A 23,127-nucleotide genomic window follows, 5' to 3' on the forward strand; every position below is an offset into this window, starting at 1 on the left:
CTCCGACGCCCTCCTCCCGCTCACCCCCGTGCTGAAGGAGACGAAGGGGTGGGGATACGACGACCTGCTCCCCAGCGCGACTGCGGAGTTCTCCAAGGAGGGGCAGCTCTACGCCTACCCCTTCTCGAACTCGCCCTATGCGCTCTACGTGAACAAGGACCTCCTCGCCGCCGCAGGCCAGTCGCTGCCCTCCTCGGGGCTGACCTGGGACGACGTCTCGAAGGCGGGGGCGGCCGTGAACGCCGCGACCGGGAAGGCGGGGTTCGTCATCCGCGACTTCGACTTCTCGGCCTGGAACACCCTCGCCACGGTCTGGACCGGCTGGGGCGCGAGCGCGTGGAACGCCGACGGCACGAAGTGCACCTTCGACGACGGCAAGATGGTCGACGCCTTCACCTTCCTGCACGACGCCGTCTTCAAGGACTCCGCCATGCCGGGGCCGGGGACCAAGGCCGACTTCTTCGCGGGGGACTCCGCCTTCACGGTGGCGCAGGTCTCCCGGGTGTCGCTCCTCACCGGAGGCTTCGGCTACGACGTCATCCCGCTTCCCGCCGGGCCCGCCGGGTCCTACTCGGTGATCGGGCAGGCGGGCGTGGGCGTCCTGCGCACGAGCGCGCACCCGCAGGAGGCGGCCTCCTTCCTCGCCTATCTCACCGGGCCCGAGAACAGCGCCAAGCTCTCGCAGTTCTTCCCCTCGGCGCGGAAGTCGCTGCTGACCGGCGAGAAGCTGGCGGCGAACAACACCAAGCTCAGCGCGGACCAGCTGCAGACAGTGGTCGTGGATCAACTGGCCGGAGCGGTCACCCTGCCCAACCACACCAGCCCCGCCGAGATCGCACAGAAGGGGAAGACGGCCCTGGACGCGATGTGGAAGCCGGATGCGGATGTGAAGAAGGTGCTGACGTCGGTCTGCTCCGCGATCACCCCGCTCCTCGCGGGCGGACGATGACCGCCGCAGCCACCGTCACCGGGGAGGCGCGCTCCGACGCCTCCCCGGCCTCGGCCGGACCGCGCCCCGTGGCCGCGCGCCGCAGGAGGTTCTGGACGATGAGGCGCCGGGACGCCGCCGCCGGCTACCTCTTCATCGCGCCGCAGCTGATCGGCGTCGTGCTGTTCGTGCTGATCCCCGTGGGCCTCGCGATCTTCTACAGCCTGAACAAGTGGAACATCTTCACCGGGCAGCTCCGCTTCGTCGGCGGGGAGAACTACGCCGCGCTCGCCGCGGATCCGCAGCTGCCGAGCGTGCTGGGCGCCACCGCGGTGTTCTCCCTCGGCGTCGTCGTGCTGAACATCGGACTCGGGCTCGGCCTGGCCGTGATGCTCAACCGCCGGTTCCGCGGGGTGACGTTCTTCCGCACCCTGTTCTTCTCCCCGGTGGTGATCTCCGTCGTCGCGTGGACCCTGGTCTGGGGCTTCCTCCTCCAGGACAACGGCGGGATCAACGCGATGCTCGCGCAGCTCGGGATCCACGGGCCGAACTGGCTGCAGGAGGGGCCGACGGCGATGGGCGCCGTCATCGTGACGCAGGTCATCCGCAGCGTCGGCGTGAACATGGTCCTGTTCCTGTCCGCGCTGCAGGGTGTGCCGGGCGAGCTGTACGAGGCGGCGCGCATCGACGGTGCGGGCAGCCGCACGATCTTCGCGCGCATCACGCTGCCCCTCATCTCCCCGACGCTGCTGCTCACGAGCATCATCACGATCGTCGGCGCGCTGCAGGCGTTCGCGCAGATCGCCGTGCTGACCGAGGGCGGGCCCGCGCTCTCCACGACTGTGCTCGTCTACTACGTCTTCCAGCAGGCGTTCACGTTCAACAACATCGGCTACGGCTCGACCCTGGCGCTGATGCTGCTCACGTTCGTGATGCTGCTCACCGTGCTGCAGTGGCAGCTCAGAAGGAAGTGGGTCTTCTATGAGCACTGAGACGCTCACCGGCGCCAGGGCGGGGATCCGCGTGCCGACGCCGCGGAACGCGCGGGCGAGGCCTTCCCGGGGTCGGATCCTCCGCCGGATCGTGCTCTACGTCGCGCTCGGCGTGATGGCGCTGCCGTTCGTCGTGCCGACGATCTGGATGGTCGCGTCCTCGTTCAAGCCGCTCAACGAGATCTTCGCCGCTCCGCCCTCGATCTTCACCGCATCGCCGACCTGGGACGCGTACGTGCAGGCCTTCGGCTTCCAGCCCTTCGCCCGCCAGTACGCCAACAGCGTCTACATCGCGGTGGTCGTGACGCTCATCGTGCTGCTGGTGTCGAGCCTCGCCGGCTACGCCTTCGCCCGCTTGCGCTTCCCGGGGCAGAACGTGCTCTTCCTCGTCGTGCTGGTCGGGCTCCTGGTGCCGGGCGAGGTGACGATCGTCCCGCTCTTCCAGATGTTCAAGAGCGTGGGGCTGATCAACACGCACTGGCCGCTGATCCTCGTGACGGCCCTGGCCGCGCCGTGCGTTCTTGCGACGTTCATCATGCGGCAGTTCTTCATCGCCCTGCCGGTCGAGCTGGAGGAGGCCGCGCGGCTCGACGGGCTCGGCAGGCTGGCGATCTGGTGGCGGATCTGCCTGCCGCTCGCGAAGCCGGCCCTCTCGGCGGTCGCGATCCTCACGTTCCTGGCGTCGTGGAACCTCTACCTCGAGCCCACCGTCTACCTGACCTCGCCGGACCTGTTCACCCTGCCCCAGGCGCTCACGCGCTACACCGACGCGTACGGCGGAGAGATGTGGAACACCCAGCTGGCGGCCGCGACCATGACCGTGGTGCCGGTGCTCGTGGTGTTCCTGGTCGCGCAGCGGCAGTTCGTCGAGGGGCTGGCGCACTCCGGGCTGAAGGGCTGAAGGGCTGAAGAGCAGAGACGGTGACGCGGCCGCGATCGGGTGCCGCTTCCGCAGGACTTCTGCGACTCTGCAGGACGAAGTGCTGGAGGAACCGACGCAGCCCTGATGCCGGGTCGGTCGGCACCGAGCCCGCAGTCCGCGACCCGAGCCCGGCAACCCCGCTAAGCGCCGAGTCGCCGACCAGTCGCCTCGGCGACGCGGGCGAAGTACTCGCGGAACACGCCCTCCGCCGCTTGCGGCAACACGGCGGACGGCGTGTGCGTGAAGACGAAGGGCACCATCTGAGTCCCGAAGAGCGGGGCATCGGGCGATTCGACGAAACCGAATCGCAGCCTGCACTTGTCGGCACGGCGCGCGTCGAACTGGACCGCGAGCCATTGCGCGGGCGTTCGGAAGTGGAAGTCGGTCGTCGGCGGGAATTCGAAGAGCTCGAAGATGCCGCGATCGAATCGCAGGAAGAGCTTCTCATACTCGAGTTCGAGGGTTTCAGGACTCATGGCGCCTCCGGTTCATCGTCGGCCGCCGGCGCGACCTCGAAGTACAGGTCCGCGTGCAGGGCGCAGCGCGGGTTGAATGCGGCTGCACACCGCGGGCAGGCGGTCGCGCCGAGGTAGTCGCGGATCTCGAGCTCATGGCCGCAGACCCCGCACAGCACGGCCTTCGCACCCTGCTCGGCGAGCGGCCAGGGACGGGCCGGGTGGTCGGCCGTCTCGGCATGGCAGAGGTGGCAGGGGTAGAACTCCCCGCAGCACACGAAGCGGATCGCGACGACGTCGAGCTCGGTGCGGTAGTGCACGCAGCGGGTCTGCGCATCGACCGGACGCCCCTTGATCTCGACGTCCGCGGTGCCCATGCCATGATCCTAGGCGCGTCGCGCAGTCAACCCGGCGCGGTCAGCCCCGGTGCACGTCCACGGGCACGATCATCGGCGTGCCGGCGACCGGATCCGGGATCACGACGGCCTCGAGGTCGAAGACCTCGCGGAGCAGCTCGACCGTGACGACGTCGCCCGGAGCGCCCTCGGCGACGATGCGGCCGTCGCGCATCGCGACGAGATGGTCGGCGTAGCGCGTCGCCAGATTGAGCTCGTGCATGACGACGACGACCTGGGTGCCCCGCTCGCGCGAGAGCCGTACGAGCAGCTGCAGCAGTTCGACCTGGTGCGCGAGATCGAGGTAGGTCGTTGGCTCGTCGAGCAGCAGGATGTCTGGCTCCTGCGCGAGGGCCATCGCGACCCATGCGCGCTGGCGCTGTCCGCCCGAGAGCTCGTCGATCGAGCGCTCGGCGAACTCCGCCATGCCGGTCACCTGCAGGGCGTCGGCCACCACCTCGTCGTCGCGGTGGTCGCGCCCGCCCAGCCAGCCGCGGTGCGGGGTGCGACCGCGATCGACGAGGTCCGCGACGGTGATCCCGTCGGGGGCGACCGGCGCCTGCGGCAGCAGGCCCACGACGCGCGCGACCTCCTTGGTGGGCAGGTGGGCGATCGCGGATCCGTCCAGCAGCACGGATCCGCTGCGCGGCTTCAGCAGGCGCGCGAGCGTGCGCAGCAGGGTCGACTTGCCGCAGCCGTTGCCGCCGACGATCATCGTGATCCCGGATCCGGGCAGGGCCAGGTCGAGGTCTTCGATGACGGGGTCGCCGTCGTAGCCGACGGTCAGGCCGGTCGCCTCGAGGGTGTGCGAGCTCATGCGCGCGTGCGTCCTCTCATCAGGAGCCAGAGCAGGAAGGGCGCGCCGATCGCGCCGGTGATGACGCCGACCGGCAGCGTGATCGGGAAAAGATGCTGCGCGACCGCATCACCGGCGAGCACGATGATCGCGCCGAGGAGGGCGGAGACGAGCGGGAGTGCCGCGTCGCGCCGGACCAGCCGCAGGGCGATGGGCCCGGCGAGGAACGCGACGAACGAGATCGGCCCGGTCAGCGACGTCGCCACCGCGATGAGCAGCACCGCGCAGACGATCAGCAGGATCCGGGAGCTCTGCGGACGTGCGCCGAGAGTCGTCGCGGAGTCGTCGCCGAGGCGCAACACGGGCAGGTGGCGCGCCGCCAGCATCGCGATCGCCAGCAGCACGAGGAGCACGGGGGCGGTCGGCGCGAGCTGGTCCCACAGGCTGCGGCTGAGGGATCCGGCCATCCACACCGTCGCCTGCTCTGCGGCCTTGACGTCGGAGCGGGTGAGGACGTAGCTGATCACCGCCTGCAGCGCCGCGGCGACGCCGATGCCGACGAGCACGAAGCGCAGGCCGGAGAGTCCCCGCCGGTAGGCCAGCACCCAGATCAGGAGTGCGGTCGCGAGACCGCCGGCGATGGCCGCGCCGGAGACCACGAGCCCCGAGGCGCCGAAGAACGAGATGGCCGTGATCGCGGCCGCGCTGGATCCGGTGCTGATGCCGATCACGTCGGGGCTCGCGAGCACGTTGCGCAGCAGGGTCTGGAACAGCATGCCGCCGAGGCCGAACGAGGCCCCCGCCAGCAGCGCGCCGACCGCGCGGGGCAGGCGCAGCTCGACCACGGCGAAGCTCACACCCGGAACGGTCTGGCCGGTGAGCGCGCGCAGCACGTCGGGAAGGGAGAGCGTCTTCGCGCCGAACACCAGCGCGGCGCCGAACAGCGCCAGGATGACGAGGGCGAGGCCCGCGACGAGCACCGTGTCCCGCGCCGCCCGGCGGCGACGGGAGGCATGGAGCCGATCCGCGGGCGCGGACGCCGTAACGGGACGTGCGGTGTCGAGAACGGTCACAGCCCGACCGCCTTCCGCCGGCGCAGCAGTGCGATGAAGACCGGCGCTCCGATCACGCCCGTCACGATGCCCACCTCGAGCACGCCGGGGCGGGCCAGGATCCGGCCGATCACGTCGCAGACGAGGAGGAACGTGGCTCCGCCCACGGCGGACAGCGACACGATCCAGCGGTAGTCGGCTCCGACGAGGAAGCGCACCGCGTGCGGCACCGCGAGCCCGACGAAGCCGATCGGCCCCGCGAGCGCCGTCGCGGCGCCGCACAGCAGCACGACGGCGAGCACCGCGGTGAGGCGGGAGGCGCCGACGCGCACGCCCAGCCCGCGGGCGACGTCGTCCCCGAGGGCGAGCGCGTTCAGCCGGCCGGAGCAGGCGACCGCCAGCACGGCGCCGAGGGCGAGGAAGCCCCCCAGCTGCGCGAGCGAGGGGAACGATGCGGCGGTCAGGGATCCGACCTGCCAGAAGCGGAAGCTCTCCAGCGTCGACTCGTCGACGATGAGGATCCCCGTGATCACGGCCGTCGCGATGGCCGCGACCGCCGCCCCCGCGAGAGCGAGCGTCACGGGGGTCGCGCCTCCCGGACTCGCCGCGGCGGCGCCGTAGCCGACGATGACCGCCACGGCGGCGCCGGCCAGGGCGCACCACACGATCACGAGCGGCGCCTGCCATCCGAACAGCGTCATGCCCAGCACCACGAACAGCGATGCGCCGGCGTTCACGCCGAGCAGACCGGGGTCGGCGAGGGGGTTGCGGGCCATGCCCTGCATGACGGCGCCGCCCATGCCGAGCGCGGCGCCGACGAGCAGCCCGGTGATCGTCGTGGGCACCCGCGAGAGCACCGCCGCCTGATCCGTGGATCCGTCGGGGCGCAGGAAAGCGTCCCACACGGCGTCGAGCGGCACGATCCGTGCGCCGAGGGCGAGCGAGAGCGCGGCCGCGGCGAGCATGGCGCCCAGGCACACGACGATCGCCCACCCCGGGCTCAGACGCACGCGACGGCGTGCACCGGAGCCCGACGCGGGCGTCGTCGGCGCGGGAGCGAGGTTCATCAGGCCTTGGCGGCGGCCTCGCCGAGCATCTTCGCGTAGGTCGGCAGCGCCCACGGGATCGACAGCACAGTGGGCGCGGAGACGGCCATGAGCAGCTCCTCGTCGTTCATGAGCGCGACGGAGCCCTTCTTCACGGCGGGGATCCGGCTGAGCAGCGGGTCGTTCTGCAGGGTCGACAGATCGCCGCCCTGCACGTAGACGACCGCCACGTCGGCGTCGAGCCTGTCCGCCTGCTCGGCCGAGATCGTGCCGACGAAGCCCTTCTCGTTCTTGGCGAGGTCCTTGAGGGACGCCGGGGTGGCGAAGCCCAGGTCGTTCAGGTACTTCACGCGGGTGTCGTTCGGCGTGTAGTACTGCACCTTGCCGGGATCCTTCGCGTCGACCCAGATGACCATGCCCGTCTTCCCGGTGGCGGCGGGGTACTTGGCCATCTCGGTCGCCATGGCCTTCTCGGTGTCGGCGATCAGCGTCTTCGTCTCGGCGGACTTGCCCAGCGCCGTGCCGACCATGGTGGTCGAGTCGCGCCAGGAGGTGCCCCAGGGAGCGCCGGGATAGGCGATGGTGGGCGCGATCTTGGTGAGCGTCTGGTACTCCTGCTTCGTGAGGCCGGAGTTCGCGCCCAGGATCAGGTCCGGCGAGGTGTCGGCGATCTTCTCGTACGGGATGCCGTCCGTCTCGTCGTGCAGCGGCGGCAGCTTCGCCTTGTCGGCCACGATCGCGTCCTTGGTCCACGCGAGGTAGCCGTCGCCGTCGGGGTCGCCGAAGTTCGCCGTCGGAATCGTGACGGGGATGGTGCCGAGGGCGATCGCCGCGTCGAAGCTGCCCCAGCCGATCGTCGCCACGCTCTTGGGTGCGGACTCGATGACGGTCTTGCCGTAGACGTGCTCGACGGTCGCGGGGAAGGCGCCGTCGGAGAATCCGCCACCGGTCGCGCCGGGTGCGGATCCGGTCGAGCACGCGGACAGCGCGAGGGCGCCGGCGGTCAGGAGGCTGAGTACGGCCGCGCCGCGGCGGAGGCGGAGGGAGGTCATGGGTCTCCTCGGAGAAGGGAACGGGTAGGTAGGTAAGCCTAACCTATGCACCTTCGCCGCGAGGAGGGGGCAGGTCGCCGTCCCTCGACGCCTCGCGCGTCACAACCCGTTGAACATCCCCAGGCACGGCCCGATCACGACGATCCACGCCGCCGCGGAGATGATGAGCACCCCGACGCCGATGCCCCTGGTCTTCCGCCAGATCAGCAGCACCGCACCGAGGACCAGCGGCAGCACGAGCGCGCCGATCGAGATCGCCGTGCCGAGGCTGGTCAGGCTGAAGAACAGGATCAGGGCGAGGAGCAGGGATCCGCAGCCCACCGCCGTTCCGACGCCGATCCCGGCGCCGAAGCCCAGCCCGGGGCGGGGCGCGGGGCCGGGCTGGCCGGCGTAGGGGGTGTAGCCGCCGGGGCCTCCTGGGGCGCCCGGTGCTCCCGGATAGGCGCCCGGAGCCGCCGGGTACGCCCCGGGAGGTGCGGGATACGCGGGATACGCGCCGGCCGCCGGGGCGCCAGGGGGAGGGCCCGCGGGGGCCACCGGACCCGGCGGAGGGACGGGTGCGGGGGTCAGGGGCGGCGCGAGCGGCGGCACCGGTGGCGCCGGCGGCTCGGGGGGACTCGGGGGTCCCGGCACCGCGGGCGGGTGCTCCGGCGGCGTCGGCGGCTGCCCCGGATCCGGTTCGGACGGGAGGTCAGGCGTGCTGTTCACTCGGGGTCCTCCTGGGGATGACGGGGAAGGCGCCGCGTCGCGCCTTCCAGACGATGCGGGCGAGCAGGAGCGGGATCGTGACGATCAGGAAGAGCTGGGGTCGGGTCAGACCGATCCAGGCGACGTCGTTGCCGCGCACGAACTCGACGAAGAACCGGAAGATGCCGTAGGCCGCGATGTACAGGGTGAGAGTCTCCCCGGCGGCGATGTCGCGGTGGCGCAGCCAGAACCAGAGCAGGCAGAACGCGGCCACGTGGAACGCGATCTCGTAGACGAAGCTCGGGTGCAGCGGCACGCCCGCCGGGGATCCGACCCGTGCGGCGGCGGCCGGATCCAGGACGATGCCCCAGTCTGCGCCGGTGGGGGTGCCGGGGCGCTCCGTGAAGAGGCAGCCGAACCGACCGATCGCCATCGCGATCGCCACGGCGGGCGCGAACAGGTCGCCGCTGCGGTCCCGGTATCCGACGATCTTCTTCGCCACGTGCACGCCGAGCCAGGCGCCGACCAGGGCGCTCAGGATCGAGGCGTTGCCGTGCGTGAGCTGCGAGACGAGGTCGCGGTTCTTCGTGAGGTCGATGTGCTGCGCCCACGTGCCGAGGCGGCTCAGGATCGCGGCCCCGATCAGTGCCCCGAGCACGAGATACGCGACCCGCGGATCGGTGACGCCCCGCCGGCGGCGTTCGATGAGGAACACGATCCCCGCCGCCACCAGCCCCAGCGCGACGAAGAAGCCGTGCGTCTCGAGCGGCGGCGCCCACGGCCCGAGCAGATCCTGCAGCGTCGGGAACATCAGAACCGCCCGATCCAGAACATCACCCAGAACGGGGTCGCGACGGCGGCGAGCACCGCGAGCGCCGAGAGGTAGGCGAGCACGAGACGGGTGTCGCCGAGCTTGCACTTCGACCGCAGCAGCCCCTGCCGGCGGGCGCGCGCGTATCCGGCGATCGCGATGAGCGCGAAGCCCAGGACCGCGATCGGGCCGAGGACGCACGCGATGAGCGCGACCGTGGTGAACACGCACAGGCGCAGCGGATCGAAGGGCGGAGCAGGGGATCCGACCGTCTCGTCATAGCGGTTCAGGCCGGACAGGTCGAGTTCGCCGGGCTCCCCGGTCACGCCCTCGCCCCGAGAGGCGGAGGACGGATCGGGACGGGCGGAGGTCATGGCTCAGCGCCCCACCGAGAGCGGAAGGCGCGTCCGGTCGCCGGCGTCGACACCTGCCTCGGACGCGGCTCCGGCCGCGCGGGCGCCCGCGGACCCGGTCGCCGTCGAGATGCGCGTGCGGGAGAGCGGCGCCCACGCCTGCACGGCGCAGAACGGGGCGCACTGATGCGCCGAGGTCTGCTCGTTGACGGTCGCGACATGCACGCAGCACTGCGTGAGGCGCTCCTCGATCATCGTGTTGATGTCCATGAAGGGCTTGACCGTGATGCGCTTGACGCGCTCGCCGAGGAACCGACGCAGCCGCTTGTGCTGACCGGGCAGCGCGGCGGTGGCGAGCTTCGTGAGCGTGCCGATGCCGAGGTCGCAGCCCGTGCAGATGTCCTTCCAGAGGGATCCGATCGACGGGTGCGACAACGAGGACTGCTCGCTGAGGAGGTCGAGCAGCGACTGCTTGACCGAGTCCTTGAGCTTCTGATTGATGCCGCTGTCGGCGATCCGGTTCGCGATCAGGTCGGGGTTCAGGTCGAGGAAGTCCTTGAGCTTGTCGTGGCCGACGAGCTTGGTGAGCGAGTTCCAGGATCCGGAGTCGTCCTTGAGCAGGTACCCGACCGAGCAGCAGTGCGGGTGGCTGCAGGGCAGCGCGGTGAGATCCTTCCAGGTGACCTCGCCGTCGGTCTGCGGTGCCAGCCGTGCCAGCACTCCCGTGTGCGTGAGACGGTCGTGCGGGTCGATACCTGCCGACCGGCCGGATCCGAACACGGGCTGGATCGTGACACCGCCGACGTAGGGCGTCTCCATGGCGCGGCGGATCACGGCGCCGATCTCGCCGTCGTTGACGCCCAGGGCCGCAGTCATCGTGAGAGTCGTGAACACCCCCGCCTCGCTGAGCCGTGCGAGCGCCCGCTCCTTGAACCGGCGGATGTCCGCTCCGCGGTGATACGCCGACGCCTCGGCGCTCTCGCCGTCGTACTGCAGGTACACCTCGACCCGCTCGCGGTGCTTCTTGAGCGTCGCGACGAGCGCGTCGTCCTGCGCGATGCGCAGACCGTTCGAGTTCAGCAGGATGCGCACGACCGGGCGGGCCACGAGATGCTCCAGCAGCTGTTCGAGCCACGGGTAGAGGGTCGGCTCGCCGCCGGAGAGCATGAGCACGTCGATGCGGTCGTTCTCCCGTGCCAGCCGCGCGTCGACCGAGGCGAGCACCTCCGCGAGCGGGGCGATCGCGCTCGCCGCGGGGCTCGACTCCGCGAAGCACGTGGGACAGCGCAGGTTGCAGTGGTCGGTGAGGTCCTCCAGCAGGATGCAGGTGTGCTGCGTCTGCATCTCGGGCAGGCCGTCCTCGTAGGCCGAGGGCACCGGCTTGAAGTTGCCGGAGAGGTCGGGCTCGTGCACCTTCGTCGGCGCGGTCCACTGCTCGAGGTAGGTGAGGATCTCGGCCGACTCGTCGTACATCGTGCGCTGCAGCCCGTGCTCCGGGCACCCGCGCTCCAGCCAGACCCGATCGTCCCGCACGGCCAGCCAGCCGCTCAGCCGGCGGACGTCGGCGAGCGGGCGATCCGGATCCTCTTCGTGGCACGTCGGGCAGAACGCGTTGACGTAGCGATGCACGCGGTAGTCCCGCAGGGGCTGGCCGGATCCGGCGGTCTTCGCGCGGGCGGGTGCTCCCGCCGCACCGGGGCCGAGGCCTGCCGGAGTCTCCACGGTGGGGGTCATGGGCTCACCCTAGCGGCCGGGTGGTTCCGCAGCGGGGGAGCGGACGGGGCGTGTGGACAACCGCACGGATCAGGGGTTCGGCGATGCGGGAGGACGATCGTCTCGCACGACGGAGCGCGCCGAAGCGGAGGGCCGCCCGCGAGGACGGCCCTCCGCACTGAGACGTCAGGGACGCTCGATGGCCTTCGTGACCGCGCCTGCCGCGAGCAGGATCAGTCCGGCGAAGAGCAGGAAGGGGTCGTAGAACCCCGTCTGCGCGAGAGAGCCGTTCCTCGTGGTCGCGGCGCGCAGGCTGCTCGCAGCCCCGGCCAGACCTCGCGTCACGTGGGACACGAGCTGGATTCCGCCGTTGCCGACGCCGGAGGTGGTTCCTCCGATGCCGGTCCCGGGCGTTCCGGTTCCGGTGCCCGGTGTGCCCGGAGTTCCGGTGCCCGGGGTTCCCGGGGTTCCGGTTCCGGGAACGGTGGGCAGGCCGGGCAGCGAGCCGGTGATCCCTCCGACGACGCCCGCAAGGGATCCGGTGATCCCGCCGACGACGCCGGTGAGCACCGCCGGAACGGCTCTCGCGACACCGCCGACGAGGCCGCCGAGGTTGCCGAGGGGGAGGTTGGGCAGGCCCGGCAGGCTGCCGGTCAGACCACCGAGGGTTCCGCCGAGGTTCGGCAGACCGGGAAGGGAACCGCCAGTACCGGGAAGACCCGGGATCGAAGGCAGACCGGGGACGGTGGGCAGGCCCGGCAGGTTGCCGGTCAGACCGCTGAGGACACCGCCGATGTTGCCGATGGGCAGCGACGGCAGGCCCGGGAGGGTTCCGCCGTTGCCCGGGGTACCGGGGTTGCCGGTTCCCGGGAGCCCGGGGACGGAGGGCAGGTTGCCGGTGATTCCGCCGAGGACTCCGCTGAGGTTCGGCAGACCCGGCAGCGACCCGCCGTTGCCCGGGGTGCCGCCGGTGCCGGGCAGGCCGGGGATCGAAGGCAGACCGGGGACGGTGGGCAGGCCCGGCAGGTTGCCGGTCAGACCGCTGAGGACACCTCCGAGGTTCGGCAGGCCCGGGATCGAAGGAAGACCCGGGAGCCCACCGGTGATCCCGCCGAGGTTCGGCAGGGTCACGGTGGCGTGGGGTGCGGTGGTTCCGGTGGTCGGAACCGCTGCGTCGACGTAGACGTTCGTGGCGTCCGTGCCGATGCGATCGGTGGTGGAGACGCCCTTGGGGCCGGCGGTCAGATCCCAGACGTCCTTGACTCCGAGGACGTTCAGGTTCTTTCCGACGTTCAGGCCGTCAGGGGTGGCGCCGGCGTGAACGGTGCCGATCCCGGGGATCGGAACAGTCGCCACGCCGGGCGCACCCGGAGTGCCGCCGGTGCCGGGAAGGCCCGGAACCGTAGGAAGGCCGGGAACCGAAGGCAGGCTGGGGAGGGATCCGGTGACCCCGCCGAGGACTCCACCGAGGTTCGGCAGGCCCGGGAGGGTTCCGCCGTTGCCCGGGGTGCCGCCCGTTCCCGGGAGGCCCGGGATCGAAGGAAGGCCCGGAACGGAGGGAAGGCCCGGGAGCCCGCCGGTGATCCCGCCGAGGTTCGGCAGGGTCACGGTGGCGTGCGGTGCGGTGGTTCCTGCGGTCGGGACGGCGGCGTCGACGTCGACGTTGCTGCTGTCGGTGCCGATACGGTCGTTCGTCGCGATTCCGTGGGGGCCGGCGGTCAGATCCCAGACGTCCTTGACTCCGAGGACGTTGAGGTTCTTTCCGACGTTCAGCCCGTCAGGGGTGGCGCCGGCGTGAACGGTGCCGATCCCGGGGATCGGGATCGTGATCACACCAGGCGTGCCGCCCGTGCCCGGCAGGCCCGGGACGGTGGGCAGGCCGGGCAGGTTGCCGGTCAGGCCACCGAGGACACCTCCGAGGTTCGGCAGGCCCGGGAGAGTTCCGCCGTTACCCGGGGTGCCGCCGGTGCCGGGCAGGCCCGGGATCGAAGGAAGACCCGGAAGCCCGCCCGTGATCCCGCCGAGGTTCGGCAGCGTCACGGATGCGTGCGGTGCGGTGGCTCCCGTGGTCGGAACCGCTGCGTCGACGTAGACGTTCGTGGCGTCCGTGCCGATGCGATCCGTGGTGGAGACGCCCTTGGGGCCGGCGGTCAGATCCCAGACGTCCTTGACTCCGAGGACGTTGAGGTTCTTTCCGACGTTGAGGCCGTCAGGGGTGGTGCCGGCGTGAACGGTGCCGATCCCAGGAACGGGAACGGTGATCACGCCAGGAGTGCCACCGGTGCCGGGAAGGCCCGGAACGCCGGGAAGGCCCGGAACCGAGGGCAGACCCGGAACCGAGGGCAGGCCCGGAAGGCCGCCGGTCAGGCCGCCGAGAGATCCGGTCAGGCCGCCCAGCGTGCCGTTGAGGTCGCCGATGGGCAGGGACGGAAGCCCCGGCAGCGAACCGCCGTTGCCCGGGGTGCCGCCGGTGCCGGGGAGACCCGGAACCGAAGGAAGGCCCGGAAGGCCGTCGGTGATCCCGCCGAGCTTCGGCAAGGTGACGGCGGCGTGCGGTGCCGTGGTTCCGGTGGTGGGAACGGCCGCGTCGACGAAGACGTTCGTGCTGTCCGTGCCGATGCGGTCGTTCGTCGCGACGCCGTTCGGGCCCGCGGTGAGATCCCAATCGTCCTTCACGCCGAGGACGTTCAGGTTCTTGCCCACGTCGAGCCCGTCGGGGGTGACCCCGGCGTGCACGGTGCCGACTCCTGGAACAGGAAGCGTCACGACGCCCGGAACGGGAACCGTGCCCCCGCCTGTTCCTCCGTCGCCGGGGTCTCCGCCGCCGGAGTCGGATCCGCCAGGGGTGGCTCCGCCCGTGTCCGTCCCGCCCGGCACGGATCCTCCCGTGTCCGTGCCGCCGGGGGTGGAACCCGGGCCGGAGCCACCGGGGTTCCCCGCGCCGTCACCGGATCCGCCGGGCGAAGGCGCCGCAGGGGCGATCGTGCCGAGGGTGTCCGTGACGAGGTGGGAGACATCCTGCGTGACCGCGGGGAGGCCGCCTGTCCCGCCGGCGCTGCCGCCCTGCGACGGGTCGCAGGGACCGGTCAGCAGATTCGTGACTGTGGTGAGAGCGCTCTTGACGACGTCACAGCCGCAGTCGGCGCCACTGGGCGGCCCCTCTGCGGCATTTGCCGCCGTCGCGCCGGCGAGAGTGATCCCGCCCGCGAGGAGCGTGCCCCAGAGGGCGCGCTTGACGATGCGATTCATGGTCTCTTTCCTTCTGATCTGGGGATTGCGCGTGTGCGCGATGACACATGCCGTCCTGGGAGACGGCCGTGCCCCGATCAGTCGGGAGAGGAGTCGTGGTCTGCGACGGGGGAGGCCGGCAGGCGGTCGTCGCCTGCCGATCCGGAGCGGACCGCCAGCAGGCCGGCGCCCGCCGACGTCGAGGAGACGGTGCCGAACGGCCGCACATCGCCGGCGCTGCCACCCGAGGCGGAGCCGGTGCCGGGCATGCCGAACTCCGACGAAGGGGTGCCCGACGGATGCTGCGCGGGCGCACCCGGTGCTGTCGCCGCAGCGGGCGCAGAGAGCGCAGCCGCACCGAGGGCGTCGTCGAGGCTGGGAAGCGCAGGCGCGCGCTGAGCGTCATCCGACGCGGGCGCAGCGGCGAGCGGAGAAGCGGCGGAGACAGGATCCGGCACGCCACGGAGCTCGGGAGCGGCGGGACGCCCGCCGGGAGCCGTCGTCGGCGGCAGCACGGCAACGGCGGTCGCACCGCGCACCGTCTCCGTCACGGTGCCGACGGTGTCGTCGAGCGAGGCGGCGATCCGCGGAAGCACGGAGGTCACGGTGTCGAGCGTCGCGGGCACGCGATGCAGCAGTGCGCCGACGGGCGCGAGCACGGGGCTCAGCGTCGGGGCGATGGTGTCCGTCGTGTTCGTGACCACGTCGATCGCGGTGCCGGCGGTCTGACTGACGCCCTGCACGATCGGGCTGATCGCACCCACGAGCGGAGCGACCATCGGGCCGGCAGGCTCCTCGGCGGCGGGGGCGAGAGGGGTCGCAGAGGCGGCAGGAGCGTCTGCGGCGGGTGCCTCGGCGGCGGGGGCGGGAGCCGGCGCCTCGACGGCGGCCGGTGCGGGGAGGACCTCGGCGACCGTGGCCTGCACCGCCGAGAGCGTGCTCTGCACGGTGGCCGGCGCCTCGACGATCGAGCTCTGCACGGCGCCGACGGTGCTCTGCAGCGTGCCGAGGAGGCTCGGCGGCGATGGCGGGACGGTCTCGGCGGCCTGGGCGGATCCGGAACCGAAGACGATCGACAGCGCCACCCAGCCGAGGGCGAGGACTCCGCCCGCGACCGCAGCGGGGACGAATCCCTGTAGCGACCGCGTACGATCCCGCATGAATACCCCCCGATATACCGGCTTACCGCACAAGCTATGCCCCGGCGGTGGATCTGTCCAGAGGCGCGTGCGGTTGTTTCACATCGCTTCACCTGCTCCGGCCCGGTTCGCCCGGACGGATCCCGGGCGGCCCGCACTGACGTAGCGTTGATATGTGAGTTCTCCCGCCCTGGACGTGGCCGCCGTCCGCGCCGACTTCCCCCTGCTCGCCGAATCCGTGAACGGGGCCCCGCTGGCGTACCTCGACTCCGCCGCGACGAGTCAGAAGCCCCGCATCGTGCTGGACGCCGAGCGCGACTTCCTGGAGCGCTCGAACGCCGCCGTGCACCGCGGTGCGCACACGCTCGCGGCCGAGGCGACTGAGCTCTACGAGGACGCCCGCGCCGCCGTCGCCGGATTCGTGGGCGCGAACGCCGACGACCTGGTGTGGACGCACGGCGCGACCGAGGGCCTGAACCTCGTCGCCTACGCGATCGGCAACGCCACGGCCGGGCGGGGCCTGCCGGAGAGCGCCCGCTTCGCGTTGCAGCCCGGGGACGAGCTCGTCGTCACCGAGGCGGAGCACCACGCGAACATCGTGCCCTGGCAGGAGCTCGCGGCCCGCACGGGCGCCGTCCTGCGCGTGATCCGGATCCGTGATGACGGATCCCTCGACCTCGACCACGCGGCGGAGGTCATCGGATCCCGCACGCGCGTCGTCGCCTTCACGCACGTCTCCAACGTGCTCGGCATCGTCAACCCGGTGGCGGAGCTCGTCGCCCTCGCGCAGTCGGTCGGCGCGCTCACCGTGCTCGATGCGTGCCAGTCGGCGCCGCACCTGCCGCTCGACCTGCCAGGCCTCGGCGTCGATCTCGCGGTGTTCTCCGGCCACAAGATGCAGGGTCCCTACGGGATCGGCGGGCTGTACGGACGTCGCGAGGTGCTCCAGGCGCTGCCGCCGTTCCTCACGGGCGGCTCGATGATCACCCGTGTCACCTTCGAGCGCACCGAGTTCCTCCCGCCGCCGCAGCGCTTCGAGGCCGGCACGCAACCGGTGTCGCAGGCGATCGCGCTCGCGGCCGCCGTGCGGTACCTCGACGGGCTCGGCATGCAGGCGGTGCATGCGCACGAGAAGGAGCTCGAGCAGCGTCTGCGCGCGGGGCTCGGCGCGATCGACGGCGTGCGCCTGCTCGGCGCCGCCGACGGTGCGGAGCGGGTGGCCCTGCAGTCCTTCGTCGTCGACGGGGTGCATGCGCACGATGTCGGCCAGTTCCTCGACTCCCGCGGCGTCGCGGTGCGCGTCGGACACCACTGCGCCGCGCCGGTGCACGCCCGCCTCGGCGTGACCGCGTCGGTGCGGGCCTCGGCCGCGCTCTACAACACGGCGGACGAGGTCGACCGCATGCTCGAAGCCGTCTCCGGGGTGCGCGCGTTCTTCGGCGTCTCCGGATCCGCCGAGGAGCAGGAGGTGCATCACGCGTGCGATGCACTGAGCGACCGGAGGGAGTCGAAGTGAGCGGCCTCGAAGACCTGTACCAGGAGCTCATCCTGGACCACTCCAAGCGCCCGCACGGCAAGGGGCTGCTCGGCGCCGAGGGCGATCCGCACACGGCGGAATCGCACCAGCGCAACCCGATCTGCGGCGACGAGATCACCCTGCGCGCCCAGGTCTCCGACGACGGCGAGCGCATCACCGAGGTGAGCTGGGAGGGGTCCGGTTGCTCGATCTCGCAGGCGTCCGCCTCGATGCTCACCGAACTCGTGGTCGGCCACTCGCGGGCGGAGGCGGCGGAGCTCATCGACGGGTTCCGTGAGGCGCTGCGCTCCCGCGGCGCGATCGAGCTCGACGAGGACGTGTACGGCGATGCCGCCGCCCTGACCGGTGTCTCCCGCTACGTCGCCCGCGTCAAGTGCGCGATGCTCGGCTGGGTCGCCCTCGAGGACGCCCTGCTCCGGGCCTGAGGCGGGAGCCCTGCCCGTTTCGAAGCGCGCAAATGACCCGATTCCGGGTCCGGATCGAGCCATTTGCGCGCTTCGAAGCCGGGAAGAGGTCGCTGTCAGCCGCCGAGCTTCTCCACGGCGAAGTCGAGGAGGGCCGCGGCGCGCGGCGTGAGATTCATGTCGGCGGGCCAGATCCCCACCACGTGGGAGAGCGTCACGGGCGGATCGAGCGGCCGGATGACGACAGGGCGTCCCTCCATGCTCATCGGGATGACGTTCGGGCGGGACATGAGCAGCCCGTAGCCCAGCCCGCGGCCCACGAGCGCCTCGACGAGACTGATCTGCGTGACCCGGGCTTCGATGCGGGGCTCGAGCCCGCGGGCCGCGAAGGCGTCCGTCACATTGCGGATGCTCGGGGCCGCGTCATAGAGGATGCAGGGCTGGTCGGCGAGATCCGCAAGGTCCACGGCGTCGGCCTTCGCCAGCGGATGGTCGGGATGCAGGTGGACCTCGAGTTCGGTCGCATAGATCCTGCGTCGGCGATATCCGAGCGGCAGAGAAACGTCGAACACGAGGGCGACGTCCAGTCGACCGGCCTCGAGCGCTGAGAGCAGTTCCTCGTTGGTGCCCACCATGATCTCGAGACGCACGCCGGGGTGCCTCTTCGGGAACCCCTCGAGCAGCTCGGGGACGACGTTCGTGGCGAAGCTCGTATAGCAGCCGAGCTTCACGGGCCCCTGCAGTTCCTCGCCCCGACCGGCACGCAGGACGAGCTCCTGCGTGTCGGCGATGATCCGGCGGGCGTGCGCGGCGAACTCCTGGCCCGTCGGAGTCAGGGTGAGGCCGCGCGCCTTGCGACGCACGCACAGCTGCTCGCCCACGGCCTTCTCGAGGCTCGTGATGGCTTGCGACAGCGCAGACTCCGAGATGTGCAGATGGGCCGCCGCGGCACTGAGCGTGGTGAAGTTCGGCAAGGCGGCGAACAGCTCCAGCTGCCTCAGGCTCACATCGGCCACGCCGTCCTCCGCCCAATCTTCTTCGACCTGTTCGAACTATATCCGCGAATAACTGTGATTTACACGCAGACGTGGGCGGCCCACGATGAGAGGACCCGCATCCCGAACCCTCCACGACGGAGGGAGAACAATGACGTTAGGGACAACCATGACCTCCTCCCTCGCCGCCCGCGATCGCGCCTCTCAGCGACGGATCGCGTTCGCCACGATCATCGGCACCACGATCGAGTGGTACGACTTCTTCATCTACGCCACGAGCGCTGGGCTCGTGTTCGCGCAGCTCTTCTTCCAGCCCGCGGGCAAGGAGATCGCGCTTCTGCTGTCCTTCGCCACGGTCGGCATCTCGTTCCTCTTCCGCCCGCTCGGTGCGTTCCTCGCCGGGCATTTCGGCGACGTCATCGGACGCAGGGCGATGCTCGTCGTCACGCTCGTCCTCATGGGCGCGGCGACCACGCTCATCGGCGCGCTGCCGACGTTCGCCCAGATCGGCATCGCGGCGCCGATCCTCCTGCTCCTGCTCCGCATCCTGCAGGGCCTGTCGGCCGGGGGCGAGTGGGGCGGCGCAGTCCTGATGGCCGTCGAGCACGCCCCGGCGAACCGCCGCGGTCGCGCAGGCTCCTGGCCACAGCTCGGCGTCCCGCTCGGGTTCCTGCTCGCCTCGGGTATGACGGCCCTCATGACCGGCGTCGTCTCTCCGGGAGCGGCGTATCTGCAGTGGGGCTGGCGGGTGCCGTTCCTGGCGAGTGTGATCCTCATCGTGGTCGGCTTCGTGATCCGCCGTTCGGTCGAGGAGAGCCCCGTGTTCGCCGAGATCGCGAAGCGCGGCAAGCAGGCGAACCTCCCGATCGTGACGCTGTTCCGGCGCTACTGGCACCTGGTGATCCTCGCGGCGCTCGTGTTCGTGGGCAACGGCGCCCTCGGCTACATGACAACGGGAGGATTCCTCAACAGCTACGCGATCAACGTGCAGAGCATCGACACCACCTCGGTCCTGCTGGCCGCGGTCTTCGCGGCCGCCGTCTGGTTCCTCTCCACGCTTCTGGCGGGCCGTCTCGCCGACGCGATCGGCCGACGCAACACCTTCATGATCGGATTCGCGCTGCAGGCCGTCATCGTCTTCCCGATCTTCTGGCTCGTCGACGCCGGAGGGCTGCCGGGCCTCTACATCGCCCTGCTGCTGATCTCGACCGGTCTCGGGCTGACGTACGGACCGCTGGCCGCCTGGTATGCGGAGATCTTCCCGGCATCGATCCGCTTCTCCGGGGTATCGATCACCTACGCGCTCGGCGCGGTGCTGGGCGGAGCGTTCGCCCCGATGATCGCGCAGCTGCTGCTGGGCGCCACGGGCACCACGGCCGCCGTCTCGGCCTACCTGCTCTTCGCCACGCTGCTCGGCGCGGCGGCGACCCTGTGCCTGCGCGACCGCAGCGGCATCCCCCTCGGGCCCGACCACGAGGCCGAGCAGGCGAGCGGCGCCACGATGTTCACCCCGACGGAGTCCTCCGGAGCGCCTGCCCGCGAGCTCGCCGGGAATCGCTGACCGGCGCCGTCCTGCGCACGTCAATCAAGGAGAAGAAATGGTCAGTCACGCCACCAGGATCGGGATCATCGGCGGGGGGATGGGCGGCCTGACGGCGGCGATCGCCTTGACGCGGATCGCCGGTGTCCAGGTCACCGTGTTCGAGCAGGCCGGTGCGCTGGGCGAGGTGGGGGCAGGTGTCACGGTTGCGCCGAACGCCTCGCGCGTCCTCGACCGACTCGGCGTGCTGGAACAGGTCAGGCGCGCCGGAGCGGTCCCGGACGGGCACGGCGTCTACCTGGACGCCATGGGCAGCATGGTCACCGATGCGGCCTGGGAGGACACGGCGAAGCAGTACCGCAACATCGGGATGTACCGGCCGGACCTCATCGACGTCCTCGCGCGCGAAGTGGATCCCGCGTCGATCCGTCTCGGCCACCGCCTGAGAGCGGTGGAGACGGTGCAGACCGGCGTCCGCGTCGAGTTCGAGAACGGCACGGAGGACGTGTTCGACGCCGTCGTCGGGGCGGACGGTATCCACTCCGTGGTGCGGAAGGCCGTCGGGCAGTTCCCCGAGCCCGTCTACTCCGGATACCTCGTCTACCGCGGCGTCGTCGACGCGTCCCGTCTGCCCGCGGATTGGCCCATGATCAGTCAGGTCTGGATGGGCGACAGCAGGCACTTCATGTGCTACCCGCTGCAGCAGCGGAAGCTGATCAACTTCGTCGCGGGGATCCCGAGCGACCGGCCCCTGCACGGCCCGTGGTCGGGTCCCGCGGAGGTCGAGGAGCTCGCGGCGGAGTTCGCGGGCGACGGATGGGATCCGAAGCTCCAGCAGTTCATCGGGCTCATCGACCGGACGTTCTGGTGGGGTCTCTTCGACCATGAGCCGCTCACCAACTGGTCGCGAGGGGCCATCACGCTGCTCGGCGACGCCGCGCACACGATGCTGCCCCACCAGGGGCAGGGCGTGAGCCAGGCGATCGAGGACAGCATGGCCCTCGCGACATTCCTCGCGGCGGCGGATGACGTCGCCGACATCCCGGAAGCATTCCGTCGCTACACCGCGGTCCGCATGCAGCGCACGGCCATCCTGCAGAGCGGATCGCGCAGAGCGGGCGCCATGTTCGATGCGCAGCACGAATTCGCGGATCTCGCGAAGCGCGATGCGGACATCCGCGTCGGTCGGGACTTCCGCCGGGGTGCGGTGTTCGACTACGACGCGCACAAGGTGGCCGAACAAGCACTCACTCGATTCCGGAAGGTCCAGTACGCATGACTTCGATCAGCATCATCGGCAGCGGGAAGATGGGCGCCGCGATCGCGGAGGTCGCCTCCCGCGCCGGCGCGGACATCCAGATCCTCAAGCGCAGCCCGGCGAGCATGTCCGCCGCGCGTCCCGGTTACGCGTACGGCGTCATCGGCGACGAGCTCACCGGAGACCTCGTCGTGCTCGCCGTCCCCTCGGGGGCCTATGCGGGCATCCTCGAGCATTACCGGGATCGGCTCGGCGGCAAGGTCGTCATCGACATCAGCAACCCGGTCGACTTCTCCACGTACGACGCGCTGACGTCGCCGGCGGACTCGTCGACCGCGGCCGAGCTCGCCAAGGCCCTCCCCGAGGGCGCCGCCGTGGTCAAGGCGTTCAATGTGAACCTCGGCGATACCCTCACTTCGGGCACGAACGGCACGACGCGCACGACCGTCCTGTTCGCCGGAGACTATGCGGACGCGAAGATGGCCGTGGCGGCGCTGATCGAGGCGGCGGGGATGCGCGCCGTCGATGTCGGGCCGCTGACCCGTGCGAGGGAGCTCGAGGCGATGGGCTTCCTCCAGATCATCATGGCGGCGCTCGGCAAGACCCGCTACGAGTCCGGTTTCGCCCTGCTGGAGTGACCTGCCCGTCCTGCTTCGAAGCGCGCAGATGACCCGATTCCGAGTCAGGATCGAGCCATTTGCGCGCTTCGAAGCAGGGGTGTTAGGTTGACAGCGTGGCCCTGACCTGTCGTTGTTGTCTCTGAGCGCATTCCGCGCTCCTTCGACGACCACAGACAGCCCGCGCGCTCCGCGCGCGATCACCGTTCAGGAAACCTCCCGTGCGCTACGCCAGCCACGTCGCCGATCTCGTCGGCGCGACGCCCCTCGTCCGTCTCTCCTCCGTCGTCGGCGCGACCGCCGACCGCGGACCGATTCGCGCGACCGTGCTCGCCAAGGTCGAGTACTTCAATCCGGGCGGATCCGCGAAGGATCGCATCGCCCGATCCATCGTCGATGCGGCCGAGCGTGAGGGGCTGCTCCGACCCGGCGGCACGATCGTCGAGGCCACTAGCGGCAACACCGGGGTCGGCCTGGCGCTGATCGCGCTGCAGCGCGGCTACCGCATGGTTTTCGTGGTGCCGGACAAGTTCGACGGACCCAAGGTCGCCACGCTCCGTGCCTACGGCGCCGAGGTGGTCGTCACGCCGACCTCGGTGCCGCCGGAGCATCCCGAGTCGTACTACTCCGTCGCCGCGCGGCTCGCGCGCGAGATCCCCGGGGCCTTCAACCCGAACCAGTTCGCCAACCAGAACGGTCCGCGCGGGCACTACGAGTCCACCGGCCCCGAGATCTGGGCCGACACCGACGGCCGCATCACGCACTTCGTCGCGGGCATCGGCACGGGCGGCACGATCAGCGGCACCGGACGCTACCTCAAGGAGGCCAGCGAGGGCCGGGTGCGGGTGATCGGCGCGGATCCGGAGGGATCCATCTACTCCGGCGGTGAGATCCACTCCTATCTCGTCGAGGGCGTGGGCGAGGACTTCCTGCCGTCCACGTTCGACCCCGCCGTGGTCGACGGCTACGAGCGGATCTCGGATGCGGAGTCCTTCGCGATGACCCGTCGGCTCGCCCGCGAGGAGGGCCTGCTCGTCGGCGGCTCCAGCGGCATGGCGGTGGTGGCGGCGCTCCGCGTCGCGGAGGGGCTGGGGGAGGACGGCGTGGTGGTCGTGCTCCTTCCCGACCACGGCCGCGGCTATCTCGACAAGCTCTACGACGACGGCTGGATGACCGCGAACGGCTTCGAGCTGCCGGTCGCCGCATC

Annotated in this window: 22 protein-coding genes; 9 read left to right on the forward strand and 13 right to left on the reverse strand. The window is 70.9% G+C overall.

All coding sequences use genetic code 11. The features are described 5' to 3' along the window. The 3 genes from B7X32_RS05800 to B7X32_RS05810 all read left to right on the forward strand — a co-directional run. Nucleotides 1–949: extracellular solute-binding protein (locus B7X32_RS05800; protein ID WP_292717413.1), on the forward strand; the 949-nt coding region annotated here is incomplete at its 5' end. Then, nucleotides 946–1,920, forward strand: a complete 975-nt coding sequence (locus tag B7X32_RS05805; protein ID WP_292717416.1) for a sugar ABC transporter permease — start codon at nucleotides 946–948, stop codon at nucleotides 1,918–1,920. The genes B7X32_RS05800 and B7X32_RS05805, both read left to right, overlap by 4 nt. After that, nucleotides 1,910–2,821, forward strand: a complete 912-nt coding sequence (locus B7X32_RS05810) for a carbohydrate ABC transporter permease (RefSeq protein WP_292717419.1) — start codon at nucleotides 1,910–1,912, stop codon at nucleotides 2,819–2,821. The genes B7X32_RS05805 and B7X32_RS05810 overlap by 11 nt, the downstream gene beginning before the upstream one ends. 161 nt (nucleotides 2,822–2,982) lie before the next feature. On the opposite strand, the gene B7X32_RS05815 is transcribed toward B7X32_RS05810, so the two are convergent. The 12 genes from B7X32_RS05815 to B7X32_RS05870 form a co-directional block, all read right to left on the reverse strand. Continuing rightward, nucleotides 2,983–3,318, reverse strand: a complete 336-nt coding sequence (locus B7X32_RS05815) for a hypothetical protein (protein WP_292717423.1) — start codon at nucleotides 3,316–3,318, stop codon at nucleotides 2,983–2,985. Then, the gene (locus tag B7X32_RS05820) at nucleotides 3,315–3,674 is read right to left on the reverse strand and encodes a CHY zinc finger protein (RefSeq protein WP_292717426.1); all 360 of its coding nucleotides are present in this window, start codon (nucleotides 3,672–3,674) and stop codon (nucleotides 3,315–3,317) included. Before B7X32_RS05820 ends, B7X32_RS05815 begins: the two co-directional genes overlap by 4 nt. A gap of 40 nt (nucleotides 3,675–3,714) precedes the next feature. Then, a complete protein-coding gene (locus tag B7X32_RS05825; protein WP_292717429.1) occupies nucleotides 3,715–4,509 on the reverse strand; it encodes an ABC transporter ATP-binding protein in 795 nt (264 codons plus the stop codon). Further along, on the reverse strand, nucleotides 4,506–5,561 hold the full coding sequence (locus B7X32_RS05830) for an iron chelate uptake ABC transporter family permease subunit (RefSeq protein WP_292717432.1): 1,056 nt from the start codon (nucleotides 5,559–5,561) through the stop codon (nucleotides 4,506–4,508). The genes B7X32_RS05825 and B7X32_RS05830 overlap by 4 nt, the downstream gene beginning before the upstream one ends. Further along, entirely contained in the window at nucleotides 5,558–6,607 is a 1,050-nt protein-coding gene (locus B7X32_RS05835) for an iron ABC transporter permease (RefSeq protein ID WP_292717435.1), read from the reverse strand. Before B7X32_RS05835 ends, B7X32_RS05830 begins: the two co-directional genes overlap by 4 nt. Continuing rightward, nucleotides 6,607–7,638: an iron-siderophore ABC transporter substrate-binding protein gene (locus B7X32_RS05840; protein WP_292717438.1), complete on the reverse strand. Its 1,032-nt coding sequence runs from the start codon at nucleotides 7,636–7,638 to the stop codon at nucleotides 6,607–6,609. Before B7X32_RS05840 ends, B7X32_RS05835 begins: the two co-directional genes overlap by 1 nt. Nucleotides 7,639–7,737: 99 nt before the next feature. After that, complete coding sequence (locus B7X32_RS05845; RefSeq protein ID WP_292717441.1) at nucleotides 7,738–8,175, reverse strand: hypothetical protein; 438 nt, start codon at nucleotides 8,173–8,175, stop codon at nucleotides 7,738–7,740. A gap of 154 nt (nucleotides 8,176–8,329) precedes the next feature. Beyond that, entirely contained in the window at nucleotides 8,330–9,136 is an 807-nt protein-coding gene (locus B7X32_RS05850) for a prolipoprotein diacylglyceryl transferase family protein (protein ID WP_292717444.1), read from the reverse strand. Then, nucleotides 9,136–9,510 carry a hypothetical protein gene (locus tag B7X32_RS05855; RefSeq protein WP_292717448.1) on the reverse strand — a complete coding sequence of 125 codons (375 nt, stop codon included), beginning with the start codon at nucleotides 9,508–9,510 and terminating at the stop codon, nucleotides 9,136–9,138. Before B7X32_RS05855 ends, B7X32_RS05850 begins: the two co-directional genes overlap by 1 nt. A 3-nt stretch (nucleotides 9,511–9,513) precedes the next feature. Then, the gene (locus tag B7X32_RS05860) at nucleotides 9,514–11,223 is read right to left on the reverse strand and encodes a radical SAM protein (RefSeq protein ID WP_292717451.1); all 1,710 of its coding nucleotides are present in this window, start codon (nucleotides 11,221–11,223) and stop codon (nucleotides 9,514–9,516) included. 165 nt (nucleotides 11,224–11,388) lie between these two features. Then, nucleotides 11,389–14,451 carry a hypothetical protein gene (locus B7X32_RS05865; protein WP_292717454.1) on the reverse strand — a complete coding sequence of 1,021 codons (3,063 nt, stop codon included), beginning with the start codon at nucleotides 14,449–14,451 and terminating at the stop codon, nucleotides 11,389–11,391. A 77-nt stretch (nucleotides 14,452–14,528) separates the two neighbouring features. Continuing rightward, nucleotides 14,529–15,590: a hypothetical protein gene (locus B7X32_RS05870; protein WP_292717457.1), complete on the reverse strand. Its 1,062-nt coding sequence runs from the start codon at nucleotides 15,588–15,590 to the stop codon at nucleotides 14,529–14,531. A gap of 154 nt (nucleotides 15,591–15,744) precedes the next feature. Here B7X32_RS05870 and B7X32_RS05875 point away from each other — a divergent pair, with 154 nt between their 5' ends. Both B7X32_RS05875 and sufU read left to right on the forward strand, forming a co-directional pair. Continuing rightward, complete coding sequence (locus B7X32_RS05875) at nucleotides 15,745–17,085, forward strand: SufS family cysteine desulfurase (RefSeq protein WP_292717460.1); 1,341 nt, start codon at nucleotides 15,745–15,747, stop codon at nucleotides 17,083–17,085. After that, nucleotides 17,082–17,531 carry a Fe-S cluster assembly sulfur transfer protein SufU gene (gene sufU, locus B7X32_RS05880; RefSeq protein WP_292717463.1) on the forward strand — a complete coding sequence of 150 codons (450 nt, stop codon included), beginning with the start codon at nucleotides 17,082–17,084 and terminating at the stop codon, nucleotides 17,529–17,531. Before B7X32_RS05875 ends, sufU begins: the two co-directional genes overlap by 4 nt. Nucleotides 17,532–17,626: 95 nt before the next feature. On the opposite strand, the gene B7X32_RS05885 is transcribed toward sufU, so the two are convergent. Further along, the gene (locus B7X32_RS05885; RefSeq protein WP_292717466.1) at nucleotides 17,627–18,526 is read right to left on the reverse strand and encodes a LysR family transcriptional regulator; all 900 of its coding nucleotides are present in this window, start codon (nucleotides 18,524–18,526) and stop codon (nucleotides 17,627–17,629) included. A gap of 148 nt (nucleotides 18,527–18,674) precedes the next feature. Between B7X32_RS05885 and B7X32_RS05890 the strand changes: the two genes are divergently transcribed. From B7X32_RS05890 to B7X32_RS05905, 4 genes are all read left to right on the forward strand, one after another. After that, the gene (locus B7X32_RS05890; protein ID WP_292717469.1) at nucleotides 18,675–20,066 is read left to right on the forward strand and encodes an MFS transporter; all 1,392 of its coding nucleotides are present in this window, start codon (nucleotides 18,675–18,677) and stop codon (nucleotides 20,064–20,066) included. Between the two features lie 37 nt (nucleotides 20,067–20,103). After that, the gene (locus B7X32_RS05895; RefSeq protein WP_292717472.1) at nucleotides 20,104–21,324 is read left to right on the forward strand and encodes an FAD-dependent monooxygenase; all 1,221 of its coding nucleotides are present in this window, start codon (nucleotides 20,104–20,106) and stop codon (nucleotides 21,322–21,324) included. Further along, nucleotides 21,321–21,941 carry an NAD(P)-binding domain-containing protein gene (locus tag B7X32_RS05900; protein WP_292717475.1) on the forward strand — a complete coding sequence of 207 codons (621 nt, stop codon included), beginning with the start codon at nucleotides 21,321–21,323 and terminating at the stop codon, nucleotides 21,939–21,941. The genes B7X32_RS05895 and B7X32_RS05900 overlap by 4 nt, the downstream gene beginning before the upstream one ends. A gap of 200 nt (nucleotides 21,942–22,141) precedes the next feature. Next, nucleotides 22,142–23,127 (forward strand): pyridoxal-phosphate dependent enzyme (locus B7X32_RS05905; protein ID WP_292717478.1); only part of this gene is annotated, 986 nt, incomplete at its 3' end.

This window comes from Microbacterium sp. 13-71-7 (assembly GCF_002257455.1).
GTDB lineage: Bacteria > Actinomycetota > Actinomycetes > Actinomycetales > Microbacteriaceae > Microbacterium.